This window comes from Paenibacillus sp. PvP094, from assembly GCF_040546835.1.
GTDB lineage: Bacteria > Bacillota > Bacilli > Paenibacillales > Paenibacillaceae > Paenibacillus > Paenibacillus illinoisensis.
In genome coordinates, this window is sequence record NZ_JBEPOM010000001.1 from 1,626,610 (window position 1) to 1,641,769 (window position 15,160).

The following is a 15,160-nucleotide window of genomic DNA, read 5'->3' on the forward strand; positions in this document are numbered from 1 at the left end:
CTTCCCGGATGACCCTTTTCGTTGACCTTAATTAACGTTTCATAAACCCTCTGCCTTCGAGATACGATTTCATCTGCAGACGTGCCGGCTCGGTAAGGCGTTTGGCCATCAATTCGGACCACGGCGTCGTACGTTCACCATTCGTGCGGGCTCTCATATAGGCTGTAGTGGTTTCGTCATAACTTTCCACACCTCGGAGCGTCTCTTCGGCATCATAGCGATTACGATGAAGAACAGCATTCAGTGGCAGACGCGGACGGATGCCGGTTTCCTGGTCGGCTATACCGACACACATGCCGAAGACAGGGTATACCCCTTCCGGCAGTCCCAGTAGTTCAGTCACTTCTTCAATCTTGTTACGCAGACCGCCAATATATACAATCCCGAAACCGAGCGACTCAGCCGCCAGAGCGGCATTCTGGGAGGCAAGAGCCACATCGATCGTTGCTACCATAAAATTCTCTGTGGAATCGGCATACGACTCCTTCTCCGGCTGGTGGCGCTTCGCCGCATCACTCAGACGATACAGGTCTGCACACCACACGAGGAAAACAGGGCATTCTTCCACATAAGCCTGGTTGCCTGCGAGTGCAGCGAGCTTCGATTTTAGTTCCGGTTCCGTCACGGCAACGACGCTATATGCCTGTACACTGCTGGAAGAGGAAGCCATCTGCCCGGCAGCCACGATTGTCGCAAGCTGCTCCTCGCTTACCGGATCCGGCTTGAATTTCCGCACTGAGCGGTGTTTCATCATCAATTCAATGGTTTCATTCATGTCTGGTTCACTCCCAATCCTCGTAGTACGAACTCAATCGTCTGTTCAGCCAGCTTATCTGTATCCATATCCTCATAGTTAAACGTAAACCGTGAGTTTTTGGCACGTTTGTGTGCCAGAGCCACACCCATGACCTGAAGCATTGCATAAGATACGGAATCGATCTGGAATACACCCTGGTCTTTGCCTTCCTGCAGCAAATCATTCACTTTAGTCCAGACAGGGTCCAGGAACCGAAATACGGTAGCCGTGCGATGAGTGTTCAGTGTAATTTCAAGCTGTACAATGTCGCTCATTTCCCAGTCCGTCATCGTGAACTTCACGACTTCACCTACAATTTTGCTGATACCCTCCACAGGGGACATGGACTCTGCAGCCAAATCAGTCAGCATGTGATCAGGAAAGAAGTGCTCAAATATTGCTTCAAACACCTTTTCTTTGCCGCCAAAATGGTACGAGACCAGTGACACATTGGCACCCGCCTCATCACAGATTTGACGAACGCTTGTCCCGTCATACCCCTGCTGCGCAAAAAGTTTTTTGGCTGCGAGCAAAATCCTCGTTTTGATATCCAATTCCGGTTCCGTCATTCCGTTCGCTCCTCTTGTCCGTTCTTATCATGCTCCAGCTTCCGGGGCTGCAGCCAGCTGTTTCATCTATTTATTATGAAAGTTTAACTTTCAAAGCGCAAGGCATGACCATATCATGTCAGAGCTCTAACTGGTCCTTGATACACAGCAGGCACCCCGGTTGAGATCCAACGGGGTGCCTGCTCCAATACTATAGAGTCATTTACATCTGTAATATTAGCTGTTTACTTGAGCCGGGCTTGGTGCACCTGCTGGCATGCGCCGTTTTTTGAGCAAGGTCACTACCAGGGAGAGGGCAACCGCGATGACCAGAACAATCGCAACAGATCCGGCTGCCGACTGAACGCCAGGTCCACCAAGTTGAACGCTCAGAATACCTTGAACTGCGTACGTTGCAGGCAAGTACTGTCCGATACCGCTGTAGAAACCGTTAAGCAGCTCACGGGGTACCATTGCACCGGAAGATACCAATTGCAGGGACAGTGAGATGATGTTGAACAGGCTTCCTGCAGGTCCGAAGCAGATCAGGAAGAACTGCGAGAAGAACATGAACGTGCAGAGGAACAGAGCCTGGAACAACCAGAACGCGATGAATCCTTGAGCAATCTGTCCTCCGAGCGCAACAATCAGCGATGAGCCAAGAAGCGATACGACCAGAGCAGATGCGATATTAATCACAATTCTCGCACCAAACAGGGTCAAGCGGGAGTGGGTTGCTGACAGCATTCCCATAGCCGTTTGCAGATTCATACCCATGATCATGGCGCCGACATAAGAAGCCAGTACCATCATCATCGGTACCATCTGATTATTCATGCCGTTCACCGGATTAATCGAAGTTGTTGTGCCTTCAACCCGGGTAGCCAGATTGGCAGCAGCATCGGCAGCCTGATCCGCAGGTGCCCCTGCAGCTGTCAGTACGGTCTGCACGCCTTGCGCAGTCGCTTGCTTATTGATTGTATTCGTCACACTTTGGGAGACGCCCTGCATCATGCTTTTGATCGTCACCGGGTTAGCTTCGTTAATGGTGTACTTGATCTCAGCTGTGGAACCTGCAGTCTGAAGAAGCTCGTTAAAGCCAGCCGGAATATTCAGTACCATGTGAACTTGGTGGTGATTCAGCTGATCCAATGCCTCAGCGGAACTGAGATCCGATACCGTATGGAAAGGCAGCGTCTTAGTCAAACTTTCCGCAATACCTTGGGACATCTCGCCATCTTCGTTCACAATGGCTACTGTCAATTCAGTCGTGCGGTCGTTCACGCCGGAGTATGCAGTCATCCAGATGACACTGAAGATCACTTGGAACATAAGTGCTGTTACGATCCCCACAATCACTGGTGGTTTTTTCAATAAAATGCGTAATGCCTGTAGCATAGAATAAGGTCCTCCAATATAGATTAGTTCACATTTGATTTAAACGATCGTTTGAATCAAACAATTGTTTAAATTTTAATGGCATATGTCATTATTGTCAACTTATTTCTGAAATGTTCAGAAACATCATTCTCGTTTCATAAAGTCCATTTCCTTTTTTTCATAAAAAGACAAGAAAAAGCACGGTTCACCGCAGCAAACCGCGCTCCATTTCAGGCTAAGCTGAAGGTAATAGCACGCCTATCGCCTGCAATCTACTTTGGATTGCGTTCCAGCTTCAAACGTTGCAAACGCAGCGAATTCAATACCACCGATACGGAACTGAATGCCATGGCCGCACCAGCCAGCCAAGGGGCCAGGAAACCCAATGCAGCGATTGGAATACCAATGACGTTATAGCCAAGCGCCCAGAACAAGTTTTGCTTGATATTGCCCATGGTGCGCCGGCTCATCTCGATCGCATCCGCTATACTGTTCAGATCACCACGCATCAGCGTGATATCTGCCGCTTCCATCGCTACGTCTGTTCCAGTCCCGATGGCCATACCGATATCTGCTGTAGCCAGGGCAGGTGCGTCATTGATGCCGTCACCAACCATTGCTACTTTCAGCCCGCTATCCTGCAGCTTCTTCACTTCGGCTGCTTTACCCTCAGGCAGGACTTCTGCCAGGACATGATGGATACCTGCTTGCTCCGCCACGGCACGTGCTGTACGCTCATTGTCTCCCGTAATCATGATGACATCAATGTTCATCGCCTGCAGCCGTTGAATGGCTTCGCGTGATGTATCCTTAATTGTATCTGCCACAGCAACAATACCTGCCCAGCGGCCATCGACTGCTATCAGCATCGCTGTGCGGCCGAGCTCCTCCAGTTCATTCATCTGGCGAGCGGTTGCCTCCGATATCTCCACATGAGCATCGGCAAGCAGCCGCCGTGTTCCAACCAGAATTTCCTGTCCTTGTACTCTGGCCCGAACGCCATATCCTGGTATGTTCTCAAACTGCTCTGATTGGGACAATACGATCCCTTTGTCGCGGATTCCTGCTACGATAGCTTCCGCTAGCGGATGTTCAGAGCTTTGTTCTGCAGCTCCAACCCATTTCAACAGTTCTGCTTCTGTCCAATCTTGTGCTGTGATCACATCCGTCAGCACCGGTTTACCTTGAGTGACTGTCCCTGTTTTGTCCAGAACAACCGTCTGAATCTGCTGTGCCGATTCCAGATGTTCTCCGCCTTTGAACAGGATGCCATACTCAGCCGCCCGTCCTGATCCAGCCATGACAGATGTTGGTGTTGCTAAACCCAAGGCGCATGGGCAGGCAATGACCAGTACGGCAATCGCTTTTTCCAAAGATCCTGCGAAGTCACCGGGACTGGCAAACAGATACCAGATCAAGAATGTCAGTGCAGCAATGCCAACCACAATTGGGACAAAGATCCCTGAAATAACATCCGCAATCCGCTGAATGGGCGCTTTGGACCCCTGTGCCTGTTCAACTACTTTAATGATCTGAGATAATGCGGTATCCGAGCCGACTCGTGTTGCGCGCAGCCTTAATGCACCGTTTTTATTCAGTGTAGCACCCGTAACGGCATCCCCCGGCCTTTTATCGACAGGCAAGCTTTCGCCGCTGAGCATGGATTCATCGACCGAGGATTGCCCTTCTTCCACAACACCATCCACTGGGATACTGTCCCCCGGTCGCACCAACACAATGTCACCTACGGCTACATACGCTGCAGGCACAACCACTTCCTGGCCGCCCCGGATGACCCGGGCTTCACGAGGGGCCAGTTCGATCAGGCTTTTGATCGCCTGGGAAGAGCGACCTTTCGCTACGGCTTCAAACCATTTTCCAAGCAAAATCAACGTAATCAAAACCGCACTAGTCTCGTAATACAGTTCAACCGAAGGCATCGTGGCACCCGCACTCGTGCCCATCCCGCCATGATCCATAGCAGCCGTTGAAGGTACCATTCCATTCGTGAGTGTCAGATACAGACTGTAGAAGAATGCCGCGCTTGTACCCAGAGCGACCAGTACGTCCATATTGGCACTTCTGTTACGCAGCGCCTTGTAAGCCCCGACATAAAATTGCCACCCAATAACGAACTGCACCGGTGCTGCCAGTACCAGCTGGAACCATGGATTCATGAACAGATCCGGCACCCAAATCCATGATGTAAATGAGAAGTGGCCTACCATGGCCCACAGCAGCGGTATGGATAATAAGGCGGAGATCATCCATTTCCATTTTTTGCGCTGCAGCTCACGTTCGCGTACTGATGAGGTTTCTTCCTGCGTCTGCTGTAATTCGGCACCATATCCCAGCTGTTTGATTTTGGCCGTGATATCGGAAGGTTTCAAGGCTCCAGCAGCAAATTCAACGTGCCCTGTCTCCAGCGCCAGATTCACATTCGCTCGGGATACACCCGGAAGACGGGAAAGTCCCTTCTCAATTCGGGCAGAGCACGCAGCACACGTCATGCCTGTAATATCCAGATCAACCGACTCCGTTACTGTACCGTATCCGAGTGCCTCCACCTTATCCCGTAACGCGTTGACACTTACCGTCTTCGGATCATAGGTTACACTCGCTTGTTCTATGGCCAGATTAACGCTGGCCTGCTGAACGCCCTCCATACGGGATAGCCCCTTCTCGATTCGTGTGGAGCAGGCAGCGCACGTCATTCCCGTTATCTGCAGCGTGGTCTGGGTTCCATCCGGTTGCGATCCGGCTACAGGTACATGATCCCTTGATGATGCTTTATCCATGATGGCGTCTCCTTTCATATGAACTTTCTATTCGCATACCCCTATAGGGTATAATTCAGGCAAAAAATCAGGCTTAAACGACGATCCCTCTTGTCTGTTGTATATCGGCATCTTGGTTCAGCGCATAGACAATAAGAAATCCGTTTAAGCCAACATGGATTAGACTACATCGTACCCTTGATCTTCAATGGCAGCCTTGATCTGCTCCACATTGACCTGCTGCTCATCATATTCCACCGCAACGGTTCCCGCTGCCAGATCAACCTGACCCTTGGCACCGACGTTTTTCACCGCTTCTTCAACCGATTTTACACAGTGGTTGCACGACATTCCAGTAACATTAAGCGTAATGTTAGACATGATTCAATTCCTCCTTGGGATATATAAATGATTGCTTTATTCTTTTAACAATTACTTCATCAACTTTCTTACCGTTACCAACAGTTCATCCACTACCTCATGTTCCCCTGCCTGAATCCGTTCAACAATACAACTCTTCATGTGGCCTTCAAGCAGCAGCTTGCCCACTGAATTTAGTGCAGACTGCGCAGCTGCAATCTGGGTAAGCACATCATCACAATACGTGTCCTTCTCGATCAATCCCTTGATCCCGCGAATCTGGCCTTCGACCCGGTTCAAACGAGATATCAGGTTGCTCTTCATCTCCTGCGAGTGATGGCTCTTGCGCACATGCTTCCCGTCACTGCCTTCGGTATGGCATGCCGCTGCTTGTTGACCGGTTGCATTGTCATCGGACGGCGTTACAGATGGTTCCAAGGGTTCCTTGGGATGGCTCTGATGATCCATCATGAACACCTCTTTTCTTCGTTCTTTTCACAGTGTAACATACCCCATGGGGGTATTCAAGCATCAAAAATACTGTTTTTTTTCTCCCCATAAGAGCCCTTTGAAACCTTTACGTTATACCTTGTGCAAGTCATCATTACAGTATGTATTCCATCCTGCTGCTGCGGACGGCTAAACCCATCTGTTCATAAAAGGCCTGCGCTCCCGTGTTAAATGTGGATACTGTTAATTCTACGCTATCTGCCTGAAGCTCCCTGCCCAGTTCAATTAGAGCATGCATCAATTTCTTACCCGTCCCTTGACCCCGCCCATCACTGCCGACGATCAATTCATTAATATACAGCACCTTGCGATCCAACAGCAGTTCAACTCCCTGAATCAAACTGAACTGCGCACTACCGTACCCCAGAATATCCCCCGTGCCTACCGATTCAGCAATATACAGATAACGCTTATCCGTCTCCAGCAATGATACAAACTCCTGCTTCTCCATTCTGGGTTGCAATGCTCGATACACATCAGGCCGAGCCTCAACATGCATTTGATGCAGCTCATCCATCAGGAGGGAAACACCGGGATAGTCGGTGGCCACTGCCTTTCTAATCTGGATTGGATCCACTTGAATCACACCTTCCTTTACTTGAATTTACATTATTATACAACAAAATATAATAAAAGCAGATACCTCAGCGGTATCTGCTTCGTCAGAAACGACTCATTCGTTTCGTCTTATTCTTTGGAGGATTTGCTCTCATTAAATGCAACCGGTGATGGCTTGGCTGCCCAATCGTCCGCTTGTGGCTCGATATCTACACCGTTCATGATTTTCTTTTTCTCCATCAAGGAATCCCCGTCTTCGTCCAGCTTGTTGCGAATTTCCGCCTCATCTTGAGGTTGATTATTCTGTGTCATCTTAGAGTCCTCCTTTATATTTCATCATTATAATGATGTTCCTTTATATAACTTACCCAATTATTTCATTCCCATTCGCGATGTAGCTATACGAAATCCACCTGTTTATCCAGAATAACTTCTTCCATCTTATGTTCCAGTTCCGGAATTGAAGGAACCAGTGAAAATTGAACCTGTTCGAGAGAGGAAGGCAGCGCGGGCACAACCCGAAAACTTATGTGTGTTTCGCCGCCTCCTCCACGACTGCTATGTCTCATCGACATATGGTTCTGTTCACTAATCACTTCTAACGCCAAATGAGGCACCACGTGTACACGGTCCGTTTCACTTCCTTTATAATGAATCTCCAAATGAATAATACTTTCCGTCTCATATTGCATCGAATGCGTGATGAGATATTCGCAGGAATCCTGGATCGTTCTCTTCATAATCGGAACGACACCCATCAATGGGAGCTCTTCAGGCGGGAAAAACTGCCTCTGAGGCACTGGTTGTACACTACGCAGGACATAACGGATGTCTTCCTCCTTCAAATCCAGAGACGCTGTCCATTCATCTATTACTTCCTGAGGTGGATGGTACTGAACCGCTCCTGTTATTTGCTTCCTCTCAGCGACCAGTCGAAGCAGCTGTTCATCAATCTGCCGTACCTGATCATTGTACTCAAAAGGGATGGCACGAAATTCACTCCAACCTGAACTCATATTTTAATCTCCTCCCCATTTCGAAGTTCACCACTGACTTAGGTATCCATTGGCTAAGTATCTAATAGAAACTATTCGCTACTCTACGTTCGCTCCCTCTCCATAGATTGCAATTAACTCTATTGTAAAACAAAAAAATGACGAGCCTCTCGTCCGGCTATGATAGCCGGGTGCGAAGAGGTTCGCCACATGGTTTTATATTTTAGCCACTTTGTTGCCCTTCATCTTCATGTTTACGAGCAGAATGCTAGCGATAATCATAACCAGACCTGCAATCAGATTAACCGTCACGGACTCCCCAAGGAACAATACACTGCAGAACAGTGCAATCAGCGGAATCAGAAATGTGAAGGACCCCACTTTACTCGCTTCTCCTGAGCTGACCAGTTTGAAGAATGCGAGCCAACCCAGCGCAATGACGAAGACCGAAATGAACAGCATATCCAATATAAATGGAAGTACCCATTGCACTTCAGCCCAGCTCTCTGTCGCTGTACCCGTCAATGTCAAGACAACCCCGCCAATCAGAATAGGAATGGCCGTCATCCAGATTCCATCCACCTTCGTCGATGTTTTCTTCATATATACGGTTCCGATTGCCCAACTGATGGCACTAAACAGTCCGAGCATAACCCCTTCAGGTGATACTTTGCCAGTCATGCCGCCGATACTGATCGTTGCCACCCCTGCAAAACCAAGGACCAGTCCGGCAATTTTCAGCCCATACATCGACTCGCCCAGCCACAGCCAAGCCCCAATACCGAGCAGCACAGGCTGCAGGAATACGATGGAGGAAAATAAACCTGCGGGTACTTCCGTCAGACCTACCGTCTGAAATCCGTAGAAGAAAATGATGTTCAGCACCGCCGAGATCGCATAGATATGCCAGGTTTCCCGAAGCCGCAGCGTTTTGTACCTTGGAAAAGCATAGATACCGAGCACCAGTCCGCCAATCAACAGGCGCATGCCTGCAAATAAAAGCGGCGGTGCATAGTTTAAAGCGTATTTGGTCAGGGGCCAATTTACTCCCCACATGAGTACTAGAAAAGCCAGGACCCAGCCTGCTTTTGCACGTGATAAAGCCATAAATTAACCTCTCCTATCTTGCACAGCTTCAGAGCCGATCCACAATCAGGCACCAGATTCATGCCACTGTCTCAGCCCATCTATATTCAGAGTCGAATAGGCCCATGTCCTTCCGTTGATCGTTCTGTTTCTCCATGATACAATAACGAGCGTAATAATTGAAATGCATGTTAATCATAAGGAGCATATCATATTTGTTATGAACAATTCACAATTACAGTTATTCGTCAAAATTGCCGAGACCGGAAGCTTCACTCGTGCCGGACAGGAACTGAACATGACGCAGCCCGCGGTTAGCCGGGCTATCTCATCGCTGGAAAACGAATTGGACGTTACCCTGATCATACGGGACCGGCGGAACGGCATTGTGCTTACCGATGTAGGACAACGAATACTTGTCATTTTCCGCCGGATTCTACAGCAATATGATAAAGTGCAGCAGGTCGTTGCAGCCGAGAAGGGACTTGAAATCGGTACGATTCGCATCGGTTCTTTTCCCATGTCATCAGCTCATCTGCTGCCCAAGATTATCCGATCCATTCGTGATCGCTACCCTAACATCGAATTTGAACTGCATGAGGGAAACATTCATGAAATTCAGGAATGGCTTAACTCACGTGCAATTGACGTCGCACTCATTATTGTTACGGAACAGGACCCGGTAGAGATGGCTTATGAAACACTGCCGCTCTACAACGAAGAAATGCTGGCTGTATTCCGGGAGGATGAACCGTTTGCCAATCAGGAGATCCTGCCTGTGAAGATGCTGAATCAACATCCCATGATTGTATGCAACGGTGGATATGAAGTGCCGATCGTGGATCTGTTTAAACGTGCGGAAACGGAACTCAACTTTGGGTTTATCGTCCATAACATTAATACATGCCTTAACATGATTGAACAGGGACTCGGAACCGCCTTGCTGCCTGCCATTTCTCTCTCTTGGCTCCCTCCTGGTGTGAAGGCACTCCCTACCGAACCGAAGGCTTATCGCCACATCGAGATCGCCGTCCCTTCTCTGGTGGAGGCCTCTCCAGCTTCCCGTTTGTTCATCGAGACGGCGCAGCAATTGTTTGGACAGCGCAGCTAAACACACAAAAAAAGGACATCCACAAAGTCACATTACATGACCAAGCGGACGTCCTTTTTTTAAATTGTTTTGTGTACAGTTATATTCTCAGCATTCGTTGAACGCTGCTTACGCCTGATCCTGCCGAGCGAGCGCAGCAAGTGCACGCAGAGCCGCGTTGATCTCACGCTCAACCGCATGTGCTACCGCATCTGTATGCGGATCATATTCAGCAGCCAGATCGCTGTCGGCGAAGCCGTCGATGGCCACAATCGCACCGGCACGCGCACCTCGCAGCGTGCTGACGATGTACAGTGCTGCAATTTCCATCTCGGCCGCTAGTGCGCCGGCCTGTTTATACTTGCGGTGAGGGATCTCCTCAACCCCTGTGAAGAATGCATCCAGTGTAACGGTAATGCCTACACCGACTTTACCTGCATTCATTGCCGGGTCCGCAGTGTTCCCTTTCTCCTGTGCAGCTTCAATGAGTGCCTGAGTGACTCCAATGTCCGCAACTGCAGGGAAACCATCCGGCACGAGCTGACGGGTCAATCCGTCCGAACGGACTGCTGCCGTGCTGACAATGACACTGCCCGCAGGATAATCTGCCGTATAGGATCCGGCTGTTCCGACTCGAATCAGGGTTGTCACACCTGCCCGAATCAGTTCCTCGAAGCAGACGGCCGCTCCGGGAGAACCTACACCATGGCTGACAACAGCCATCTGCACCCCTTCATATAGCCCAACGAATGTACGATATTCCCGGCTGAACGCCAGTTCTCTCGCCTGCTCCAGCTTCCGGGAGATCTTCTCCGCACGAGCGGGATCACCACAGACAATCGCATAAGCAGGCATATCTTCCGAATGAATCTGCAAAATGGGCATTAACATTGTTAATCAAACTCCTTCTTCGTCCATTCATCTTCGGGGATCGGCAGATCTTCACCCGAGAAGCGCTGTTCCTTGAACGGATCGGCAAAGTGATGAAACCCGTTGCTCTCCCAGAATCCGTTGCGATCTTCGGTCATAAACTCCAGACCGCGTATCCACTTTGCACTTTTCCAGAAGTACAGCTGCGGCACCACCAGGCGCAGCGGATAGCCATGCTTCGGTGTAAGCGGCTCGCCGTTATATTTGAAGGCAAGCAAGACGTCGTCATGCATCAATTCTTCGAGCGGTACATTTGTCTCATAATCATGATCAGCATGGATCATCACATATTTGGCTTCAGGTTTAACGCCCAAAAGCTTAATGAAATCCGAGAAGCGAATGCCTTCCCATGGGGTATCGAACTTGGACCAGCGGGTCACGCAGTGAATATCGCTCACCGTATTGACCTGCGGCATGGCCTGAAGCTCGGCAAAGGAGAACACTTTCTCTTCCTCTACCTCCCCGAACACTTTCAGATCCCATGTGGACAGGTCGTATTCAGGCACTTCACCTTCATGCAAAATCGGGAATTTCTCGGTTAGCATCTGTCCCGGCGGCAGCCGATCTCCATGCTCAGCACCCACTTTCGGCGCAGTCGTTTTGGTTTTCTTCAGACGTTCAGCCTTGTTATGCAATGGTAACCCTCCTTCTTTTTACATTAGCGCGAGCTTCCGCCCGCTTTCAGTGCATCTTGTGCATACGTGCGGTCTTTGAAAAAGAACATCGCCACCAGCGTCACAATATATGGAAGCATCAGGGTGAAGTGCGTTGGCAGGGAGAAGCCCTGCAGACGAATGCTGAGTGCTTCCATGAAGCCGAACAGTACACTGGAACCCATGACGCCCAGCGGATTCGCTTGGCCCAGCATGGTTGCTACCAAGGCGATGAAGCCGCGACCTGCGGTCATGCCCTCCGTAAACATCGTCACCTGACCGAGTGACAACTGAGCGCCAGCCAGAGCACACAGGATACCACACATCAGAACCGCGCCATACTGAATGCCGCGTACCTTGATCCCGATGCTTTGCGCTGCAATGGGATTCTCGCCGACGGAACGCAGACGGAAACCTGATACACTTTTGAACAAATAAAATTGTAATGCAATAACGAGTATGATTCCGAGGTACACGAGCGGGCTGTGCCCGGAAAATACGCTGCCAACCCAAGGAATGTCCTTAATCAATGGAATATCCCATTTGGGAAGTCCCACCATGTCCTTGTCGTAGTATGCACCTTTTACATCAAAAATCGCCCGTAGTGCAAAGGTCGTCAGACCTGTCGCCAGGAAATTGAGTGATATCCCTACCACGATGGCATTTGCCTTGAGATTAATACTAATAAAGGCAAACAGCGCCGAGAACAACATCACAATAATAATAGAGAAGATAACGGCCAGAAGTACATTGCCAAACAAATAGTTGCCGACAATCGCGGAGAAAGCACCGATCAGCACGAGTCCCTCGAGACCCACGTTGAAAAGGCCAACACGGGAGCACAATGCCCCGCCGAGCGCTGCAAGCAGGATCGGAGTCATAATCCGCAAGGTCGAGCCGAACATGGCTGCATCAAACAGTTGCTGCATTGGATTTTTTCTCCTTTCTCCGCTTCAGGAATGAATACCCGATCTGGGCTGATACAAATAACGTAAGCACGGCCTGGATTACACTGCCGACTTCAAGCGGCACATCCGTATTTCGTTCCATACCCATTGCACCTGTCTGCAGGGCAGCAAGCAAAATGGCCGCTACAGCCGTACCGAGTGGGTGCGAGCGGGCGAGTAGTGTCGCCATGATACCGCTCCATGCGTAGCTCGCAGATGACAGCGAGCCATCCAGGAAACGGTACTGTGTTCCCAGCACTTCGCCTGCCCCCGCCAGACCTGCCAGTCCACCGCTAATTACCATGGACAGCATCATCATTCGAATCCGGCGTACCCCGCCATACGTCGCGAACGATGGATTGCTTCCGAGCATGCGAATCTCATAACCGGTTACCGTTTTGTGCGTAAACCAGTAGATCAGGATTGCAGCTACAATGGCAATGATGAAACCGGCATGCAGTCCCATGCCCTGAAACAGCTTCGGCAGCCAGACTCCCTGATCAATCATCGGCGTCTGCGCCATCGCTGCGGACCCGGTGCGATCCTTGAACGGATAAGATACCATGTACCCGCCAAAATAGATGGCAATATAGTTGAGAAGCAGTGTTGTAATCAACAGGTTCATACCAAACCTGGCATCCAGCCAGCCGGCAAATACGGACCAGATTCCTCCGGCCAGGATTCCTGCCACAATGGCCGCAATACAGACAAGCCAGCCCGGGCCTGGCAGATAGAGCGCCGTGAGCGCAGCACTGAGCCCCCCGAGAATCATCTGTCCTTCGGCTCCCATGTTGAAGAATCCCGCACGGAACGCGAGTGCTACACCCAGTCCAGCTAGGATAATGGGTGTCGAACGAGCCAGTGTGTTCGTGAAGAAGTAGAAGTTCCCGAAGGCTCCCTTCCACATCTCTGCATATGTTTCGAAGACATTCCCGCCAACAACCAGAATTGCCACAGCTCCTGCAAGCAAACCGATTACTATGGCAAGCAGCGGCTGTACGAGTCCGCGAAGTGTTTCTTTTACCCGATTCATACCCGCTCTTTCCCTCCTGCCATCAATAAGCTAATCTGTTCTTCCGTGGCTTCATCTGCCTTCAGTTCCCCGGCAATCTCGCCTTCATACATCACAATAATTCGATCGGATAATTGCAAAATCTCGGACAGCTCGGAAGAAACGAGCAGCACCCCAGCACCTTCGTTGCGTTTGCGAAGCAGCTCGGCATGAATCGTCTCCATGGCTCCGATATCGACGCCACGTGTCGGTTCCGCTGCAATCAGGAACGGAGCATCCTGCGCAAATTCACGTGCAGCAATCAGCTTCTGCAGATTACCTCCTGACAGGAACTGTGCCTTCGTCTCTGACGAACCGGTCTTGATGCTGAACTGTTTGATCCAGCCCTCTACCATGGCCCGTGCAGCTTTGGCCTTAATAACGCCTCGTGTCTGAAGCCGGTGGTGATGTCCCATGAGTCCATTCTCACGCACACTGGCATCCTTGGCTGCGCCCCACATATACCGATCCTCGGGAATGTGAGCAAGTCCATGCTCCCGAATGCGACGAACAGGCCAATTCGTTGTATCCTGCCCCGAGAGCAGGACACGGCCGCTGTCTGCAGTGCGCAGTCCGGCAATAACCTGGATCAGTTCGGACTGACCGTTACCCGAGATACCTGCAATGCCAACGACTTCTCCTTTTCGAACTTCCATATGGATATCCTTCAGCGCCGAGCGATCCTTCGCTCCGGACAAGCTCACGCCCTCCACCTGGAGTACGGCTTCTGCAGGCACGGATGGCTGCTTGTCGAGACGTACCAATTCACGCCCAACCATTAACCGGGATAATTCCTCCACATTGGTGTCCTTCGCCTCCAATGTGCCCGTCACCTGACCATCGCGAAGAACCGTAATCCGGTCAGCCACGTCCATGACTTCCTGCAATTTGTGGGTAATCAATACGAAGGTCTTGCCCAGCGCCGCAAGAGATTTCATATTCGCCAGCAATTCCTTGACTTCCAGTGGTGTCAGTACCGCTGAAGGCTCGTCCAGGATGATAATATCCGCCCCCTGATGCAGCACTTTGAGGATCTCTACACGCTGCTGCATGCCGAGAGGACATTCGGATACTTTTTTCCAAGGGTCAACAGGCATGCCGTATTTTTGGCCCAGGTCATTCACTTGAGCGGCTGCCTGCTTGCGGTCAAATACCCCAGCTGCAGCCGGCTCGCGGCCAATGACAATGTTCTCGGCCACCGTAAAGGAAGGAAACAGCATAAAATGCTGATGCACCATGCCAATACCGCTTGCCATGGCTTGAGACGGAGTGGCGAAGCTTACCTCGCGCCCCCGGACTTTGATCGTACCTGACGTGGGCTGCTCCATTCCGTACAGCATGCGCATCAGGGTTGTTTTGCCCGCTCCATTCTCACCAACGAGGGCGTGGATCTCTCCCTCACGCAAATTAAAACGGATATCCCGATTGGCGGTGAAGCCGCCGTATTTCTTCGTAATCTGATCCATCTCCAACAGCATA

16 protein-coding genes are annotated in these 15,160 nt (G+C 50.4%); 1 reads left to right on the forward strand and 15 read right to left on the reverse strand.

What is annotated here, in order from left to right; all coding sequences use genetic code 11:
• Positions 1 to 31: 31 nt before the first annotated feature.
• From nfsA to ABIC22_RS07560, 10 genes are all read right to left on the reverse strand, one after another.
• The gene (gene nfsA / locus ABIC22_RS07515; RefSeq protein ID WP_127539132.1) at positions 32 to 775 is read right to left on the reverse strand and encodes an oxygen-insensitive NADPH nitroreductase; all 744 of its coding nucleotides are present in this window, start codon (positions 773 to 775) and stop codon (positions 32 to 34) included.
• Positions 772 to 1,365 (reverse strand): TetR family transcriptional regulator, encoded by a 594-nt coding sequence (locus ABIC22_RS07520; RefSeq protein WP_354479818.1) that lies wholly within the window; start codon positions 1,363 to 1,365, stop codon positions 772 to 774. Before ABIC22_RS07520 ends, nfsA begins: the two co-directional genes overlap by 4 nt.
• Positions 1,366 to 1,581: 216 nt before the next feature.
• Positions 1,582 to 2,742 (reverse strand): YhgE/Pip domain-containing protein, encoded by a 1,161-nt coding sequence (locus ABIC22_RS07525; RefSeq protein ID WP_354479821.1) that lies wholly within the window; start codon positions 2,740 to 2,742, stop codon positions 1,582 to 1,584.
• A gap of 254 nt (positions 2,743 to 2,996) precedes the next feature.
• A complete protein-coding gene (locus ABIC22_RS07530; protein WP_354479824.1) occupies positions 2,997 to 5,522 on the reverse strand; it encodes a heavy metal translocating P-type ATPase in 2,526 nt (841 codons plus the stop codon).
• 159 nt (positions 5,523 to 5,681) lie between these two features.
• Entirely contained in the window at positions 5,682 to 5,882 is a 201-nt protein-coding gene (locus tag ABIC22_RS07535) for a copper ion binding protein (protein WP_354479828.1), read from the reverse strand.
• Positions 5,883 to 5,933: 51 nt separating this feature from the next.
• On the reverse strand, positions 5,934 to 6,329 hold the full coding sequence (locus tag ABIC22_RS07540; RefSeq protein ID WP_127539246.1) for a metal-sensitive transcriptional regulator: 396 nt from the start codon (positions 6,327 to 6,329) through the stop codon (positions 5,934 to 5,936).
• A gap of 136 nt (positions 6,330 to 6,465) precedes the next feature.
• Positions 6,466 to 6,948, reverse strand: a complete 483-nt coding sequence (locus tag ABIC22_RS07545; protein WP_354479831.1) for a GNAT family N-acetyltransferase — start codon at positions 6,946 to 6,948, stop codon at positions 6,466 to 6,468.
• Positions 6,949 to 7,058: 110 nt separating this feature from the next.
• On the reverse strand, positions 7,059 to 7,241 hold the full coding sequence (locus ABIC22_RS07550; RefSeq protein WP_127539128.1) for a hypothetical protein: 183 nt from the start codon (positions 7,239 to 7,241) through the stop codon (positions 7,059 to 7,061).
• A gap of 86 nt (positions 7,242 to 7,327) precedes the next feature.
• Entirely contained in the window at positions 7,328 to 7,945 is a 618-nt protein-coding gene (locus ABIC22_RS07555) for a hypothetical protein (RefSeq protein WP_354479834.1), read from the reverse strand.
• Between the two features lie 195 nt (positions 7,946 to 8,140).
• Positions 8,141 to 9,031: a DMT family transporter gene (locus ABIC22_RS07560; RefSeq protein WP_354479837.1), complete on the reverse strand. Its 891-nt coding sequence runs from the start codon at positions 9,029 to 9,031 to the stop codon at positions 8,141 to 8,143.
• A 199-nt stretch (positions 9,032 to 9,230) separates the two neighbouring features.
• Between ABIC22_RS07560 and ABIC22_RS07565 the strand changes: the two genes are divergently transcribed.
• Positions 9,231 to 10,121, forward strand: a complete 891-nt coding sequence (locus ABIC22_RS07565) for a LysR family transcriptional regulator (RefSeq protein WP_354479840.1) — start codon at positions 9,231 to 9,233, stop codon at positions 10,119 to 10,121.
• Between the two features lie 108 nt (positions 10,122 to 10,229).
• On the opposite strand, the gene ABIC22_RS07570 is transcribed toward ABIC22_RS07565, so the two are convergent.
• Genes ABIC22_RS07570 through ABIC22_RS07590 form a run of 5 tightly spaced genes read right to left on the reverse strand, consistent with a single transcriptional unit; the run spans position 10,230 to position 15,159 of the window.
• On the reverse strand, positions 10,230 to 10,991 hold the full coding sequence (locus tag ABIC22_RS07570) for a nucleoside phosphorylase (RefSeq protein WP_354479843.1): 762 nt from the start codon (positions 10,989 to 10,991) through the stop codon (positions 10,230 to 10,232).
• Positions 10,992 to 10,993: 2 nt separating this feature from the next.
• On the reverse strand, positions 10,994 to 11,665 hold the full coding sequence (locus tag ABIC22_RS07575; protein ID WP_354479846.1) for a sulfite oxidase-like oxidoreductase: 672 nt from the start codon (positions 11,663 to 11,665) through the stop codon (positions 10,994 to 10,996).
• A 23-nt stretch (positions 11,666 to 11,688) separates the two neighbouring features.
• Positions 11,689 to 12,612 carry an ABC transporter permease gene (locus ABIC22_RS07580; RefSeq protein WP_095291641.1) on the reverse strand — a complete coding sequence of 308 codons (924 nt, stop codon included), beginning with the start codon at positions 12,610 to 12,612 and terminating at the stop codon, positions 11,689 to 11,691.
• Positions 12,596 to 13,663 carry an ABC transporter permease gene (locus tag ABIC22_RS07585; RefSeq protein ID WP_127539122.1) on the reverse strand — a complete coding sequence of 356 codons (1,068 nt, stop codon included), beginning with the start codon at positions 13,661 to 13,663 and terminating at the stop codon, positions 12,596 to 12,598. Before ABIC22_RS07585 ends, ABIC22_RS07580 begins: the two co-directional genes overlap by 17 nt.
• Positions 13,660 to 15,159 carry an ABC transporter ATP-binding protein gene (locus tag ABIC22_RS07590; RefSeq protein ID WP_354479849.1) on the reverse strand — a complete coding sequence of 500 codons (1,500 nt, stop codon included), beginning with the start codon at positions 15,157 to 15,159 and terminating at the stop codon, positions 13,660 to 13,662. The genes ABIC22_RS07585 and ABIC22_RS07590 overlap by 4 nt, the downstream gene beginning before the upstream one ends.
• Position 15,160 lies beyond the last annotated feature (1 nt).

What these genes read in the sequence shown, in the direction of transcription:
- ABIC22_RS07520 (WP_354479818.1), bottom strand. Translation starts at nt 1,365, where the DNA reads ATGACGGAACCGGAATTGGATATCAAAACGAGGATTTTGCTCGCAGCC.
- ABIC22_RS07560 (WP_354479837.1), bottom strand. Translation starts at nt 9,031, where the DNA reads ATGGCTTTATCACGTGCAAAAGCAGGCTGGGTCCTGGCTTTTCTAGTA.
- ABIC22_RS07535 (WP_354479828.1), bottom strand. Translation starts at nt 5,882, where the DNA reads ATGTCTAACATTACGCTTAATGTTACTGGAATGTCGTGCAACCACTGT.
- ABIC22_RS07580 (WP_095291641.1), bottom strand. Translation starts at nt 12,612, where the DNA reads ATGCAGCAACTGTTTGATGCAGCCATGTTCGGCTCGACCTTGCGGATT.
- ABIC22_RS07550 (WP_127539128.1), bottom strand. Translation starts at nt 7,241, where the DNA reads ATGACACAGAATAATCAACCTCAAGATGAGGCGGAAATTCGCAACAAG.
- ABIC22_RS07565 (WP_354479840.1), top strand. Translation starts at nt 9,231, where the DNA reads ATGAACAATTCACAATTACAGTTATTCGTCAAAATTGCCGAGACCGGA.
- ABIC22_RS07555 (WP_354479834.1), bottom strand. Translation starts at nt 7,945, where the DNA reads ATGAGTTCAGGTTGGAGTGAATTTCGTGCCATCCCTTTTGAGTACAAT.
- nfsA (WP_127539132.1), bottom strand. Translation starts at nt 775, where the DNA reads ATGAATGAAACCATTGAATTGATGATGAAACACCGCTCAGTGCGGAAA.
- ABIC22_RS07525 (WP_354479821.1), bottom strand. Translation starts at nt 2,742, where the DNA reads ATGCTACAGGCATTACGCATTTTATTGAAAAAACCACCAGTGATTGTG.
- ABIC22_RS07540 (WP_127539246.1), bottom strand. Translation starts at nt 6,329, where the DNA reads ATGGATCATCAGAGCCATCCCAAGGAACCCTTGGAACCATCTGTAACG.
- ABIC22_RS07530 (WP_354479824.1), bottom strand. Translation starts at nt 5,522, where the DNA reads ATGGATAAAGCATCATCAAGGGATCATGTACCTGTAGCCGGATCGCAA.
- ABIC22_RS07570 (WP_354479843.1), bottom strand. Translation starts at nt 10,991, where the DNA reads ATGTTAATGCCCATTTTGCAGATTCATTCGGAAGATATGCCTGCTTAT.
- ABIC22_RS07590 (WP_354479849.1), bottom strand. Translation starts at nt 15,159, where the DNA reads ATGCTGTTGGAGATGGATCAGATTACGAAGAAATACGGCGGCTTCACC.
- ABIC22_RS07585 (WP_127539122.1), bottom strand. Translation starts at nt 13,663, where the DNA reads ATGAATCGGGTAAAAGAAACACTTCGCGGACTCGTACAGCCGCTGCTT.